We start from the raw sequence: 12,435 nt of genomic DNA, 5'->3' as shown, positions 1-12,435 counted from the left end.
CAGGACGAGGGAATCGCGCTATGAAAACCGAAGTTAAAGCACTGGTTGTTGGCGGTGGCGCCGTGGGGACATCCATCGCGTATCATCTGGCGCGCGCGGGCTGGGATGATGTGATGCTGCTGGAGCGTGATGAACTCACCTCCGGCTCGACCTGGCACGCGGCCGGTCTGCTGCCCTATTTCAATATGTCCTATGCAACGACCCACATCCACGACTACTCGATCCGCTTTTATAAAACGCTCGAAGAGGAAACCGGCCTGAACGCGGGATTTGCCGTTGTGGGCAACCTGCGCATGGCGCAGACGCAGGAACGCATGGACGAATACATGCTCTATGCCTCCACCGCTGAGACCTGCGGTGTGCCCTATCAGTGGATGACACCGGATGAGATCAAAGCCAAATGGCCGCTGATCCGCACCGAAGACCTCAAAGGCGCGCTTTATCACCATACGGACGGTTACATTAATCCCGCAGACGTGACGATGGCGATGGCCAAGGGGGCCCGTCAGCGCGGCGTGATGATTGAGCGTAAATGGCAGGCGGATGCATTCAACTGGAATGGCACGCACTGGGAAGTCACGGCGACAAAGATGGTCGAAAAGGGTGGCAACCTGGTGCCGTCTGACGAGCAGATTGTGATCACCGCAGAGCACGTGGTCACGGCTTCGGGCAACCACGCGCAACGCACCGCAAAAATGCTGGGCATCAAAATGCCTGCGATCCCGGTTGAGCATCAGTTCATCGTTATGGATCAGGACCCGGAGCTGGTGAAATTCCGTGCCGAAGGAAATGTGGAACATCCGGTCGTGCGGGACGCGGATGCGCAGTCATACGTGCGCGAGGAGCGCGGCGGCTGGATCCTTGGTGTCTACGAGAAAAACGCGCCTGCGCGGTTCGAGTACGGCGTGCCGGACAGCTTCCGTGCGGACCTGTTCCAGCTCGATCTGGAGCGGATCGAGGAACAGTATCTGGCAATGATCCACCGTATCCCGTCCTGCGAGGAGAGCGGCCTCAAGGACGATTTCAACGGCCCGATCTGCTACACGCCGGATGGTAACCCGCTGGTGGGGCCTGCGCCGGGACTGCGCAACATGTGGCTGGCCGAAGGGTTTTCCTTCGGGATCACGGCTGCGGGCGGCACAGGATATTACCTGGCCCAGCTGATGGTCGAGGGCGAGGCAGAGATCGATATGGCCTCTCTCGATCCCAAGCGGTACGGCGATTGGATGACCACCGAGTTTGCCGCGCGCAAGAACGAGGAATGCTACGATCACGTCTACATCCTGCATCATCCGGACGAAGAGCGCCCGGCCTGCCGTCCGCTGCGCACGTCGCCTGCCTATGACCGTCAGGCAGCGCGTGGCGCGCAGTTCGGCTGGGTTAATGGCTGGGAACGCCCGAACTACTTCGGGCCTGTCGATGCGCCGGAGGATTTTGATCACAACAGCCGGTCTTTCCGTCGTGGCGGATGGTGGCAGCACGCGGTCGACGAAGCAAAAGCGATCCGCGAGGGTGTGGGCCTGATTGATGCGACGGCCTTTACCAAACATCTGGTCAAAGGTCCGGGTGCGACGCAGTTCCTGGACTGGTTTACCTGCAACAAACTGCCCAGCGTTGGCCGGATCAACCTGACATATGCGCTGACGGGCCACGGCACAACGCGCACTGAATACACCATCGTGCGTCTTGCGCAGGATGAGTACTACCTCGTGTCCGCTGGTGCATGGACGGCCTATGATGCGGATTACCTGCGCAAGGCGATCGAAGATAAAGCGCCAGAGTTTGGCTATATCGAATGCCACGACGTGACCACTCAGTGGGGCGTATTTGCTATTGCCGGGCCAAAGTCGCGCGATGTTCTGAATGAGCTGGTCAAAGACGCAGATCCTTCCACGGTACTGTCCAATAAGCGGTTCCCGTGGCTGACCATGCGCGACATTGAGCTGGGTATGTGCCCGGTCCGCGCGATCCGCGTGGCCTATACCGGTGAGCTTGGCTGGGAACTGCACCACCCGATCGAGATGCAGAATTACCTGTTCGACCAACTGGAGAAAGCCGGGGAAAAACACGGGATGAAACTGGTCGGTGCGCGCGCGCAGAACTGGCTGCGTCAGGAGAAATCCTATCGTGCCTTCGGGACAGAACTGGGGCGCGACGCAACACCACTGGAGGCAGATCTGCCGCGGTTTGTCGACCTGACCAAAGATTTCCATGGCAAGGCAAAGCTGGAAGAAACCGGCGTGCGGGCAAAATGCTGCACACTGCTGATCGATGGACCCGAGGATGCAGATCCCTGGGGGCGTGAGGTGCTCTACCACGGTGAAACGCGTGTTGGCCGCCTGACGTCCGGCGGCTACTCGGTGCATTTCGGAAAGTCTATCGGTCTGGGCTATGTCACGCCGGACCTGGCTGTGCCTGGCACAAAGCTGCAGGTCAAAATGCTGGACAGGCTGTGGAATGCGGAGGTTGTCGAGGACAGCCCCTATGACCCCAAAAACGAACGGATCCGTGTGGACGGCTAGGACCGTCCTGCGACAAAGGCCAGGTTGTTGGCGGGCATCTCCTGCGGGTTGATGTCTGACAGACCGGCTTCTGTGAGCCAGGCGCGCATGTCGGCGTCATTTTTGTACCCGATAGCGGGATCGGCTCGGCGCAGGTCCGCGTCAAATCTGGTGTCGCCATCGCTGGTGAGCAGTCCGTCGCGGCGAAACGGTCCGTAGACGATCAGAATACCCGATGGTGAAAGGGCGCGGGCTGCCTCCGTTATGACAACCCGGGTCGCCGCTGTGCTGATCAGATGCAGCAGGTTGATAACGATGATCAGGTCAAAGCCGTTCCGGTCGCCGGACCAGCCGGGCCTTGTCGCATCCAGCTGCCGCGCCGGGGTAATGTTTTTCAACCCGCTTTCAACGGCATATGCGTCAATACTGGCCATTCTGTCGCGCGCGAGTTCAGTGGGATGCCAGCGCAGGTCCGGCATCCGGCGGGCAAATGAGGTCACGTGCTGACCGGTCCCGCTGGCGATCTCCAGCGCATTTCCCTTTGACGGTGCGTGTGCGGCGATCATGTCGGTGAGCACAGCAGCATTCCGCATTGCAGCGGGTGCGTGCATTTTCACCCCGGTGATCGGGGTTGCAACACTTGCGCTGGGTGGGAGTTTGCCACTCATCGCAGCCGCTCCGGGCGCAGCGCCGCGACGTTCTGTGGGTCGATGCCTGGCGCGCGGTCAAAGACCAAGTCAGCCAGTAAATGCGATGCTGCGGGTGCCGTCTGCATCCCGTATCCGCCCTGACCGGAACACCAGACGAACGCCGGCAGGTCAGGGTCCGGCCCAAGCACCAGCGTCCGGTCCGGGGCAAAGCTGCGCAGGCCTGCCCAGTTGGACAGCATCCGTGTGACCGGCGTTGTCACCACCTCTTCATAGAGCGCCAGCCCCTCGGCGAGCGCCATGTCGTCGGCCCAGGCGTCATGCGGTTCCACCGGATCTTCATCTGCGGGCGAGACCAGCAATGCCCCGGCATCCGGTTTCGCGTACCAGCTTTCGTCCACCCCAAAAAACATGGGCCAGCGGCCGACATCGTGGCCCTCTGGTGCGGCGATCCGGGCCATGGACCGTCGGTGCGGGACAATGCCCAGACCGCGCAGACCGGCAAGAGCGGCGATCTGGTCGGCCCATGCACCGGCTGCATTGACCAGCATGTCTCCGGTCCATTCACCGTCCGGGCTGCGGACCAGCCACCTGCCGTCTGAGTGATCCGCAGATGTAATCCTGTGTCCGGTTACGATCCGGCCGCCGTTGGCCCGTACCGTGCGGGCAAATCCCTGAAGCAGTCGGTCGGTATCTATGTCGTGAGCATCTGCGTGCCACGCTGCCATGGTGACATACTTCCGATCCAGGACAGGCACCCGCGCGCAGGCGTCAGCGACGGAGATCCGGTCGACGCCCATGGTTGCGACATCTGCATCAAAGGCGTCCCGGTCTTTGTCAGCAGCAACGATCATCAGCCCGCGCTGGGTCAGATATCCGCCGTCATGCGTGCGCAGATACGCCACGCTGGCACGGTTCAGCGCTTGAACCGATGGTGCGCCATAGTTCTGTTCTATCAATGCAGCGGACCGCCCCGACGCGTGATATCCAAGGGTGTCTTCGGCTTCTATCACCGTCACGTCTGCATCTTCCGACAGGCGCGCGGCGGCGGACAGCCCGGCGATACCACCGCCGATGACCAGAATGCCGGTCATGACTGCTCTTCGAGCCGGTCCGTTGCAGGTGGTGGCGTCGGGGTCAGGGCCGCGAGGCGTGCATAAAGCGCTTCATCCATATTGAATTCCAGCGCTGCGAGCGACGGTTCCAGCTGTTCGGCGGAGCGTGCGGAAATGATCGGGGTTGGCCCCGTCGGGTGTGCCGCCGCCCAGGCAACGGCGAGCGTCGCAACATGCGTGCCGGTTTCTGCGGCAATCTCGCCAAGGCTGACCGCAGCATCATGCATCCATTTCGGGCCGTAGCGTCTGGCATATCCCTGATCCTCGGTCAGGCGACCGCCGGAACCTGCTGCATATTTCCCTGTCAGCAGACCGCCCCCGAGCGGCGAGTAGGGGATGCAAGCGATGCTCTGGTCCGCGCACATCGGCAGGATTTCCACTTCGGCCTGGCGCTTCACCAGGTTGTACATCGGCTGCAGCACATCAACGGCACTGCCCAACCCTGCGGCGATAGCGTTGGCTTTCACGACCTGCCAGGCCGCGAAGTTCGACACCCCAATGTAGCGGATTTTGCCAGCGGCCTGGAGGTCGGTGAGCGCGCCGATGCTTTCGGCCAGGTCGGTGTCCGGATCAAAGCGGTGCATGTAAAGCAGGTCAATCGTGTCGAGGCCGAGACGCCGACGGGACACATCAAAACTGTCCAGGATATTCTGGCGGGACCCACCGCCGCTGTAGGCCGCTTTGGTCGCAATCAGCAGGCTGTCCCGACGATCACCGATCAGGGAGCCGAGGATTTCTTCGGACGCACCGCCGTTGTACATATAGGCGGTGTCAAAATGATTGATGCCAGCTGAAATGCTGGCCTCGAACATGGCGCGAGAGGCGTCCTTGTCTGCGCGTCCGCCAAACTGCATCGTACCAAACGCAAGGCGGCTGGCGGGGCTTCCGTCGGGAGTGGTCAGAAGTTTTGTCATGCCTCAGGAGTGGCATGCACGCACCTGCCATGCAATGCTGATCTGTGAAACCTGGCCCGGAGCAGACTATGATAGTCACAGATCGCAGAGACCTTGAGAACACGCCGCGCGATGCAGCGGGCCCGGGGTGGACCAGTATGCGACTGCTGGTTCGTTCGGATGGCATGGGGTTTTCCATGACAGAAACCCGGGTGCTGCCGGGAGCGGAACTGGAACTGCATTACCGCCATCACATAGAGGCCTGCTACTGCATCGCAGGCGAAGGGTATGTGACAGAGCACGAGACCGGTGATGAGCATCACATTGTACCTGGCGTTCTCTACGCGCCGGACCGGCACGACCGTCACCGTGTGGAAAACCGGGGCACCGTGCCTTTCCATCTGATCTGTGTCTTCTCACCCGCCCTCGAAGGTGATGAGGTGCATAATCCGGATGGCAGTTATTCAGCGTCCGGGTGATCCGGCACGAAGGCAAGAACGAAATCGGTGACTTTCTTTGAGCTCATCTCGCAGGGGCGGAGCCTGCCGCTGTTTTCGAGCATATAGAAATTCAGGCTGATGTAGTCGCTGCCGCCCAGTTCTTCGGCGACCAGTTTTACCGATCGCCCTGCGTTGAACAGTGTCTTGGTGGCGACGTAGCGTTTGCCCCCTGCCGTGCCGGTTGTTGTTCCGGAGGGCAGCGCGGCCAAAGCGCTGGCAAAGCAGCGATCCGGATGCGGCATCAGGATTTCTGACCAATCCGTGGTTCGGTTCCCGCCATCAGTCGGGAGATGTTGGCGCGGTGGCGCCAGAAGATCAGCACCGCCAGAGCCAGGCTCAGAAGTACTGCAGCAGGCATGCTAAGAAGCAGCATCAGCACTGGCGCTGCCGCCGCAGAAACCAGCGCTCCCATGGAGGATATTCGGACAGAAAACGCGCCGATCAGCCAGGCGACGCAGCAACCGGCACCCACGGGAAAGCTGAGAGCCAGAACGATCCCAAGGAATGTCGCCACGCCCTTTCCGCCGGCAAACCGCAGCCAGACGGGATAACAATGCCCGATCATTGCAGCCAGCGCTGCAATCTGGGCGGTGTCCTCACCACCTGCCGCGCAGGCCAGCAGGACGGCGACCGCGCCCTTGCCGCCATCCAGCAACAGGGTCAGGGCCGCAGCTGTCTTGCTGCCGGTGCGCAGCACGTTGGTTGCGCCGATATTTCCCGACCCGATTTCGCGCAGGTTACCGAGGTTCATCACCCGTGCGAGAACCATCCCAAACGGAATCGATCCGAGCAGGTAGCCAGCAACGGCCCAGAAAATCAGCAACCCGGATGTGCTTTCAATATCAGGGATCATGGTTTTTCGTACACGCAGGTACCTCCCACCCAGGTCGACAGCACGCGGCCCTGCATGCGCGCCCCGTCAAACGGCGTGTTGCGCGATTTGGACCGTAGTGTCGCGCGGTCCATCAAAAAGGGGGCGTCCGGGTCAAAGATGACCAGATCTGCCGGAGCACCCCGGCTCAGACGGCCCGTATCGAGGCCCAGCCTGCGCGCCGGGTTGAGCGACATCGCGCGCCACAGGCAGGGCAGGCTGATCAAACCGCTATGCCAGAGCCGCATGGCCGCCGGCAGCAGCGTTTCCAGCGCCACAGCGCCCGAGGCCGCCTCTTCAAACGGCAGGCGTTTGCTTTCTTCGTCCTGCGGTGTGTGCATCGACGAAATGACATCGATCAGCCCGGTGCTGACGGCATCCGCGATGGCCAGGCGATCCTGTTCGTCGCGAAGCGGGGGTTTGATCTTGAAGAAGGTGCGGTAGTCAGCGACATCCAGGGCATTCAGCGTCAGGTGATGGATCGACGTGCCCGCGGTTACGTCCAGACCATTGGCGCGGGCGCGTTCCAGCGCCGGCAGCGCGCGTGCGCAGGTGATCTGATCCGCGTGGTACCGTGCGCCCGTCATCTCGACCAGCGCCATGTCGCGGTCCAGGGCCATCCGTTCGGCCATTGGTGACACTGCAGGAAGCCCACGCAGGGAGGCAAACTTGCCGGACGTTGCGGCGGCACCGGCGCTCAGGCCGGGATCCTGCGGATGGGCAACTACCAGCGCGCCAAGGGACCGCGCATAGGTTAGCGCCCGTGAAAACACTTTGGTATCCGTGATGACACGGTCGCAGTCTGTGAACGCGACAGCACCCGCATCCATCAGAAAACCAATTTCAGTCATCTCGCGCCCCTCACGGCCTTTGGTCAGGGCTGCCATCGGCAGGACATTGACCGGTGCAGCCTCGTTGGCGCGCCGCGTGACAAATTCCAGCGTCTCCGGGCTGTCAATGGCGGGTGTCGTGTCGGGGCGGGTGATCATTGTTGTGACACCGCCCGCCGCAGCGGCCAAGCCCGCGGAACGATAGCTCTCTTTGTGACGCTCGCCCGGTTCGCAGACTTTGACGCCGAGGTCCACGAGTCCGGGTGCCAGATACCGAAGGCCACAATCGACGACGGTAGTGTCCGACGGGGCGGGCACATTGTCGGTTGCGACGTCGGCGATTTTGCCATCCTCGACCAGAACGCTGCCGACAGTCACAGCATCACTTTCCGGGTCAACGAGACGCGCGTTCAGAAAGGCCAGTCTGCTCATGCGTCAGGCCCCGACCCAGACCATCAACCCGACCACCGCGAAGGCGACAAGCAGGGCAATCATCGCGATGCGACCGGACATTTTGGGGTCTTTTGGTTCGTTCATCTGCCAGTCTTTCGTTGTGTCATGTCAGCAGCCACCACAATGCCAGCAGCAGAACCGCAGCCGCAATCAGCAGAACCACGAGGCTGCCGAACCCACGGCGGGGTGCTGCAGAGGGTACGACGCCGGGCACACCGGTGTAGGGCAGGGCGCTGTCTGCCGTGAGGGATCCGGTAGGGCGCCCGGGCCGGAATTCCGGATAGGTGCCGATCAGAGTCAGATCCTGGCCAGGGGTCAGTTCGTACGCCTGTCCCGAAAAGCTGTCAGAAAACACAAGAAGGACATATCCGTCCAGCGCCTCGAGCTTTGCATGATCGGGTGCGAGGGCTTCATCAGTGACCGCGTATCCATCGCTGAGATAGGCGGCAAGACCGACACCGGCCAGATCGCTGACCGGGAAAAGCTCTGTGCCCGCCGTATCCAGATGCGGGTCTCCGAGCAGCCCGCGGGCAACATCAGCAACCGGCGCATCCTTTAACAGGGCCTGTACCTCGGCCACCGGGCGGTTCACCGCAAAGACACGAATAGTGCCTGTTTCGCCGGCAGGTATCCCGATGGTCTGGCTCATGCGGCACCCTCGCGCGTCAGGCGCAGGTTGCGCGCAAGAAGGTCCATTGCAGCCATGCGCACGGCCACACCCATTTCAACCTGGTCCTGAATGACGGAGCGGTTGATGTCGTCCGCCAGGGTGCCATCGATCTCGACACCACGGTTCATCGGCCCGGGATGCATGACAATGGCGTCCGGTGCTGCATAAGACAGCTTTTCAGCATCGAGCCCGAAACGGTGATAATACTCGCGCTCGGACGGTATGAAGCCCCCGTCCATGCGCTCCTTCTGCAGACGCAGCATCATCACGACATCCACATCGCGCAACCCCTCGGCCATGTCGTCAAAGACCTCTACACCGAATTCGGCAATGCCCGCAGGCATCAGTGTCGGTGGTCCGATCAGCCGGATACGGTTTTCCATCTTGCCCAGAAGCATGATGTTGGAGCGGGCAACGCGGCTGTGTGCGATGTCTCCGCAGATGGCGATTGACAGGCGATGCAGGCGGCCTTTGGCGCGGCGGATGGTCAGCGCATCGAGCAGCGCCTGTGTCGGATGTTCATGACGCCCGTCACCGGCGTTCAGCACTGCGCAGTTCACTTTCTGCGCCAGCAGATCCACAGCACCCGAATGCGGGTGCCGCACCACCAGCAGGTCGGGATGCATCGCATTCAAAGTGAGAGCCGTGTCGATCAGCGTCTCGCCCTTTTTTAGAGAGCTGGCCTGCATCGCCATGTTCATCACGTCAGCGCCCAGGCGTTTGCCTGCGATTTCAAAGCTGGCCTGGGTGCGTGTTGAATTCTCAAAGAACATGTTGATCTGCGTCAGGCCGGTCAGGGCATCCGCATGTTTGTCGGGCTGTCTGTTGAGCGCCGCATAGGTGTCGGCAAGATCAAGAAGAGTGGTGATTTCCGCCGGGCGGAGGGCCTCGATCCCAAGCAGGTGTCGGTGCGGAAACGTCATTGCGGCAACCTCAGGCGATTTTCCACCTTATAGGGAGGCATACCGTTGCGGGCAAGCACTCGCAAAGCAAATCCGCAGGTTCAGTCTGCCGGGATCAGCAGTTAGAGTGGGCGCATGGAATCATCCGATTTTCATCATTCGCTGGCGTTGCTCGACTGGCAGATCGAACTGGGCGCGACCGAGGCCATATGTGATGCGCCGGTCAATTGTTATGATCTTCCTGCCGCTGCACCCGGCCAGCCGAAACGTGCAAAGCAAACGGAGCATCCATCGGCACCGGCGGCTGCACCAAAAACGCCCGTCGAAGCGGACGCTGCTGCGCAAGCGCGTGAGGCTGCACAGGCCGCACAGTCGCTGGACGCGTTGCGGCAGGCGATGGCCGGTTTTGAGCACTGCGCGCTGAAGAAGGGTGCACGCAATCTCGTGTTCAGTGATGGCAGGCCCGGTGCGCCGGTGATGATCGTCGGCGAGGCCCCCGGTCGGGATGAAGACCGCGAGGGCCGGCCCTTTGTCGGTGCTGCCGGTCAGTTGCTGGACCGTATGTTCGCGGCGATTGGCATGGGTCGGTCGGATGAAAATGCGCCGGTCTACATCACAAATGTACTGCCCTGGCGCCCGCCGCAGAACCGTGATCCGTCCCCTGAAGAAATTGCGATGATGAAGCCGTTTCTCGAACGCCACATCGCTTTGGCAGAGCCGCAAGTTCTGGTTGTGATGGGTAATATCAGCGCTCAGGCGCTGCTGGGCAAACGCGGGATTACGCGCCTGCGGGGCACCTGGACCGAAGCGCATGGCGTGCCGGTCATGCCAATGTGCCACCCTGCATATATTTTGCGCAACCCGGCGGCCAAGCGGGAGGCCTGGGCCGACCTGCTCGACATCCGCGCGCGGATTTCTGCGACCTGAAACTGCTGCAACCAGAGAGACATGCATGAGCCGAATTGACGAAACTCAGGATTTCATACCCGTGCGCATCGCGGTCCTGACCGTATCAGACAGCCGGGATCTGGGGTCAGACCGGTCGGGTGATGTGCTTGTGTCGCGCTTGCTGGAGGCGGGGCACGAACTGGCCGACCGGCGGATCCTGCCCGACGAGCGCGAGGAAATCGCACGTCAGCTGCGTGCCTGGTGCCGGGACAGTGGTATTGATGTTGTGCTGTCGACCGGTGGTACGGGCCTCACCGGGCGGGACGTAACCGTCGAGGCGCACCGGGATGTCTATGAGAAAGAGATCGATGCCTTTGGCACGGTCTTCACGATTGTATCGATGAAAAAAATCGGGACGAGCGCTGTTCAGAGCCGTGCAACAGGTGGCGTCGCAAACGGGACCTACCTTTTCGCACTGCCGGGCAGTCCGGGTGCCTGCAAGGACGCCTGGGACGAGATTCTGAAAATGCAGCTCGATTACCGCCACCGGCCCTGCAATTTTGTAGAAATTCTGCCGCGCCTGACCGAAAGTCAGCGACGGAAATAGCACCACGATCCGTAACACCCTTGTGGGTTGGTATTTTTTTTCCGCCGCCTAGGTTATAATGCGAGTGAACGTTGAGACGGATTCAGGGTGCCGATGCGGTTTCTGAGGCAAAGTATGACAGGGCTGTTCCTAGCGTCTCTGACGCTGGGCATGCTCGCTTTTGCCGGTATTCTGATCCGTGATGCGCTCGAAGTGCGCTTTGCAGATGCGCCGCCTTCCAGGGCAGCCGAAGAGCGGGTTTTCGCGGTCACCCTGACCCGCGCAGAACCCGGTACGCAGCAACCGGTGCTGCGCGCGTTCGGTGAGATTTCCTCGCGGCGGACCCTCGAACTGCGCGCGGCGCTGGCGGGCCGCATCGTATCACTAGCAGAAAATTTCGAGGATGGCGGCGCTGTGACCGCAGGGAGCGTTCTGCTGCAGATTGATCCAAGGGATGCACAATCGGACCTCGACCGGCTGACAGCGGATCTGGCAGATGCGCGTGCGGAAGTGCGCGATGCGGCCCGCAGTCTTGAGCTGGCGTTTCTGGAGCAGCAGGCGGCTGCTGACCAGGCAGATCTGCGTGCCCGGGCCTTTCAGCGGCAATCCGATCTGTCCGGCAGAGGTGTCGGCACAGCGGCAGCAGTTGAGACGGCAGAACTGGCAGCCGCCGCCGCCCGGGCCGTTGTCATATCCACACGACAGGCTGTGACCCAGGCTGAGGCACGGATTGATCAGGCGGACACCCGCCTCGCACGTGCTGAAATCGCTGTGGAGGAGGCGCGGCGGACGCTGGCAGATACAACGGTGACAGCGCCCTTTGATGGCGTGCTCAGTGATACAGCGGTGATCGCAGGCGGGTTGGTCGGCGTAAACGAACGTCTGGCGGATCTTGTTGATCCCGATGATCTTGAGGTTGCCTTCCGTATTTCGACCGCACAATACACCCGTCTTCTGGATCCATCGGGACGTCTTATCCCGGCGTCCGTTGTCGCCACACTTGACGTGACCGGCGCCGATGTCCGGGCCACCGGGCGGATCACCCGGGTCAGCGCCGGCGCCGCCGAAGGGCAGACCGGGCGCCTGATTTTTGCGACACTGGAAAACCCGCGTGGTTTCCGGCCCGGGGACTTTGTCACCGTGATGGTGGATGAACCGGCGCTTGATGGTGTTGTGCGTCTGCCGGCATCTGCTCTTGGTGCGGGCGGTGACGTCCTTGTTGTCGACGACAACAACCGGCTGCAGTCGGTCCCGGTTGTTCTGCTTCGGCGTCAGGGGGACGAAATTATCGTTTCCGGCGAAGGCATAGATGGCCGTGATGTTGTGAATGCGCGAACGCCGCTTCTGGGGCCCGGTATTTCTGTGCGACCGCTGGACGGTTCTCTTTTGTCTGATGAGCAGGCCCGGCTGACAATGCCTTATGCGGGTCCGGCGCAGGCGCGGTCCACCCGCCGTTCGTCTCCGGAACCAAAGTACAGAGCGACCGCTGCGCCAGGGGTGCGGGGTCAGGTGCTGACGGCAGTTACTGACCTGAACGCGCGGCAGTTAAGGCCGTCTGAAACCGGGACAAGCGGCTGAG

The 12,435-nt window shown here is 61.6% G+C and carries 13 protein-coding genes; 5 read left to right on the top strand and 8 right to left on the bottom strand.

Annotated elements, in window-relative coordinates:
* The first annotated feature begins 20 nt into the window (after positions 1-20).
* Complete coding sequence (locus tag AB4K19_RS14005) at positions 21-2,522, top strand: GcvT family protein (RefSeq protein ID WP_436398067.1); 2,502 nt, start codon at positions 21-23, stop codon at positions 2,520-2,522.
* On the opposite strand, the gene AB4K19_RS14000 is transcribed toward AB4K19_RS14005, so the two are convergent.
* The 3 genes from AB4K19_RS14000 to AB4K19_RS13990 are packed head-to-tail and all read right to left on the bottom strand — an operon-like array spanning position 2,519 to position 5,177.
* A complete protein-coding gene (locus AB4K19_RS14000; protein ID WP_375228935.1) occupies positions 2,519-3,169 on the bottom strand; it encodes a DUF938 domain-containing protein in 651 nt (216 codons plus the stop codon). The two genes, AB4K19_RS14005 and AB4K19_RS14000, sit on opposite strands and share 4 nt — an antisense overlap.
* Positions 3,166-4,242, bottom strand: a complete 1,077-nt coding sequence (locus AB4K19_RS13995) for an NAD(P)/FAD-dependent oxidoreductase (protein WP_436398064.1) — start codon at positions 4,240-4,242, stop codon at positions 3,166-3,168. The genes AB4K19_RS14000 and AB4K19_RS13995 overlap by 4 nt, the downstream gene beginning before the upstream one ends.
* Positions 4,239-5,177 (bottom strand): aldo/keto reductase, encoded by a 939-nt coding sequence (locus AB4K19_RS13990; RefSeq protein WP_375228933.1) that lies wholly within the window; start codon positions 5,175-5,177, stop codon positions 4,239-4,241. The genes AB4K19_RS13995 and AB4K19_RS13990 overlap by 4 nt, the downstream gene beginning before the upstream one ends.
* Before the next feature lie 68 nt (positions 5,178-5,245).
* On the opposite strand from AB4K19_RS13990, the gene AB4K19_RS13985 reads away from it, so the two are divergent.
* Positions 5,246-5,635 (top strand): ectoine synthase, encoded by a 390-nt coding sequence (locus AB4K19_RS13985; RefSeq protein WP_375228932.1) that lies wholly within the window; start codon positions 5,246-5,248, stop codon positions 5,633-5,635.
* Here the strand turns inward: AB4K19_RS13985 and AB4K19_RS13980 are convergent.
* The 5 genes from AB4K19_RS13980 to AB4K19_RS13960 all read right to left on the bottom strand — a co-directional run bounded on the left by AB4K19_RS13980 (position 5,617) and on the right by AB4K19_RS13960 (position 9,403).
* Positions 5,617-5,898 carry a hypothetical protein gene (locus AB4K19_RS13980; protein WP_375228931.1) on the bottom strand — a complete coding sequence of 94 codons (282 nt, stop codon included), beginning with the start codon at positions 5,896-5,898 and terminating at the stop codon, positions 5,617-5,619. The genes AB4K19_RS13985 and AB4K19_RS13980 overlap by 19 nt on opposite strands.
* A complete protein-coding gene (plsY, locus tag AB4K19_RS13975) occupies positions 5,898-6,506 on the bottom strand; it encodes a glycerol-3-phosphate 1-O-acyltransferase PlsY (RefSeq protein ID WP_375230899.1) in 609 nt (202 codons plus the stop codon). The genes AB4K19_RS13980 and plsY overlap by 1 nt, the downstream gene beginning before the upstream one ends.
* The gene (gene pyrC, locus AB4K19_RS13970; RefSeq protein WP_375228930.1) at positions 6,506-7,789 is read right to left on the bottom strand and encodes a dihydroorotase; all 1,284 of its coding nucleotides are present in this window, start codon (positions 7,787-7,789) and stop codon (positions 6,506-6,508) included. The genes plsY and pyrC overlap by 1 nt, the downstream gene beginning before the upstream one ends.
* A gap of 124 nt (positions 7,790-7,913) precedes the next feature.
* On the bottom strand, positions 7,914-8,459 hold the full coding sequence (locus AB4K19_RS13965; RefSeq protein WP_375228929.1) for a hypothetical protein: 546 nt from the start codon (positions 8,457-8,459) through the stop codon (positions 7,914-7,916).
* Positions 8,456-9,403 carry an aspartate carbamoyltransferase catalytic subunit gene (locus AB4K19_RS13960; RefSeq protein ID WP_436398059.1) on the bottom strand — a complete coding sequence of 316 codons (948 nt, stop codon included), beginning with the start codon at positions 9,401-9,403 and terminating at the stop codon, positions 8,456-8,458. Before AB4K19_RS13960 ends, AB4K19_RS13965 begins: the two co-directional genes overlap by 4 nt.
* Positions 9,404-9,517: 114 nt before the next feature.
* Here AB4K19_RS13960 and AB4K19_RS13955 point away from each other — a divergent pair, with 114 nt between their 5' ends.
* From AB4K19_RS13955 to AB4K19_RS13945, 3 genes are all read left to right on the top strand, one after another.
* Positions 9,518-10,309 (top strand): uracil-DNA glycosylase, encoded by a 792-nt coding sequence (locus tag AB4K19_RS13955; protein WP_375228928.1) that lies wholly within the window; start codon positions 9,518-9,520, stop codon positions 10,307-10,309.
* A gap of 25 nt (positions 10,310-10,334) precedes the next feature.
* Entirely contained in the window at positions 10,335-10,877 is a 543-nt protein-coding gene (gene moaB / locus AB4K19_RS13950; protein WP_375228927.1) for a molybdenum cofactor biosynthesis protein B, read from the top strand.
* Positions 10,878-10,991: 114 nt separating this feature from the next.
* Positions 10,992-12,434: an efflux RND transporter periplasmic adaptor subunit gene (locus AB4K19_RS13945; RefSeq protein ID WP_375228926.1), complete on the top strand. Its 1,443-nt coding sequence runs from the start codon at positions 10,992-10,994 to the stop codon at positions 12,432-12,434.
* Position 12,435: the final 1 nt, after the last annotated feature.

The sequence above is a fragment of the Roseobacter phycocola genome, assembly GCF_042055075.2.
GTDB lineage: Bacteria > Pseudomonadota > Alphaproteobacteria > Rhodobacterales > Rhodobacteraceae > Roseobacter.
The sequence above is the reverse complement of the archived record's forward strand: the minus strand, read 5'-3'. Positions and strand labels throughout refer to the sequence as shown.

Excerpts from the sequence above, each read along its gene's own strand:
- AB4K19_RS13960 (WP_436398059.1), bottom strand. The coding sequence starts at position 9,403 with ATGACGTTTCCGCACCGACACCTGCTTGGGATCGAGGCCCTCCGCCCG.
- moaB (WP_375228927.1), top strand. The coding sequence starts at position 10,335 with ATGAGCCGAATTGACGAAACTCAGGATTTCATACCCGTGCGCATCGCG.
- AB4K19_RS13955 (WP_375228928.1), top strand. The coding sequence starts at position 9,518 with ATGGAATCATCCGATTTTCATCATTCGCTGGCGTTGCTCGACTGGCAG.
- AB4K19_RS14005 (WP_436398067.1), top strand. The coding sequence starts at position 21 with ATGAAAACCGAAGTTAAAGCACTGGTTGTTGGCGGTGGCGCCGTGGGG.
- AB4K19_RS13945 (WP_375228926.1), top strand. The coding sequence starts at position 10,992 with ATGACAGGGCTGTTCCTAGCGTCTCTGACGCTGGGCATGCTCGCTTTT.
- AB4K19_RS13995 (WP_436398064.1), bottom strand. The coding sequence starts at position 4,242 with ATGACCGGCATTCTGGTCATCGGCGGTGGTATCGCCGGGCTGTCCGCC.
- AB4K19_RS14000 (WP_375228935.1), bottom strand. The coding sequence starts at position 3,169 with ATGAGTGGCAAACTCCCACCCAGCGCAAGTGTTGCAACCCCGATCACC.
- AB4K19_RS13985 (WP_375228932.1), top strand. The coding sequence starts at position 5,246 with ATGATAGTCACAGATCGCAGAGACCTTGAGAACACGCCGCGCGATGCA.
- pyrC (WP_375228930.1), bottom strand. The coding sequence starts at position 7,789 with ATGAGCAGACTGGCCTTTCTGAACGCGCGTCTCGTTGACCCGGAAAGT.
- AB4K19_RS13965 (WP_375228929.1), bottom strand. The coding sequence starts at position 8,459 with ATGAGCCAGACCATCGGGATACCTGCCGGCGAAACAGGCACTATTCGT.
- AB4K19_RS13990 (WP_375228933.1), bottom strand. The coding sequence starts at position 5,177 with ATGACAAAACTTCTGACCACTCCCGACGGAAGCCCCGCCAGCCGCCTT.
- AB4K19_RS13980 (WP_375228931.1), bottom strand. The coding sequence starts at position 5,898 with ATGCCGCATCCGGATCGCTGCTTTGCCAGCGCTTTGGCCGCGCTGCCC.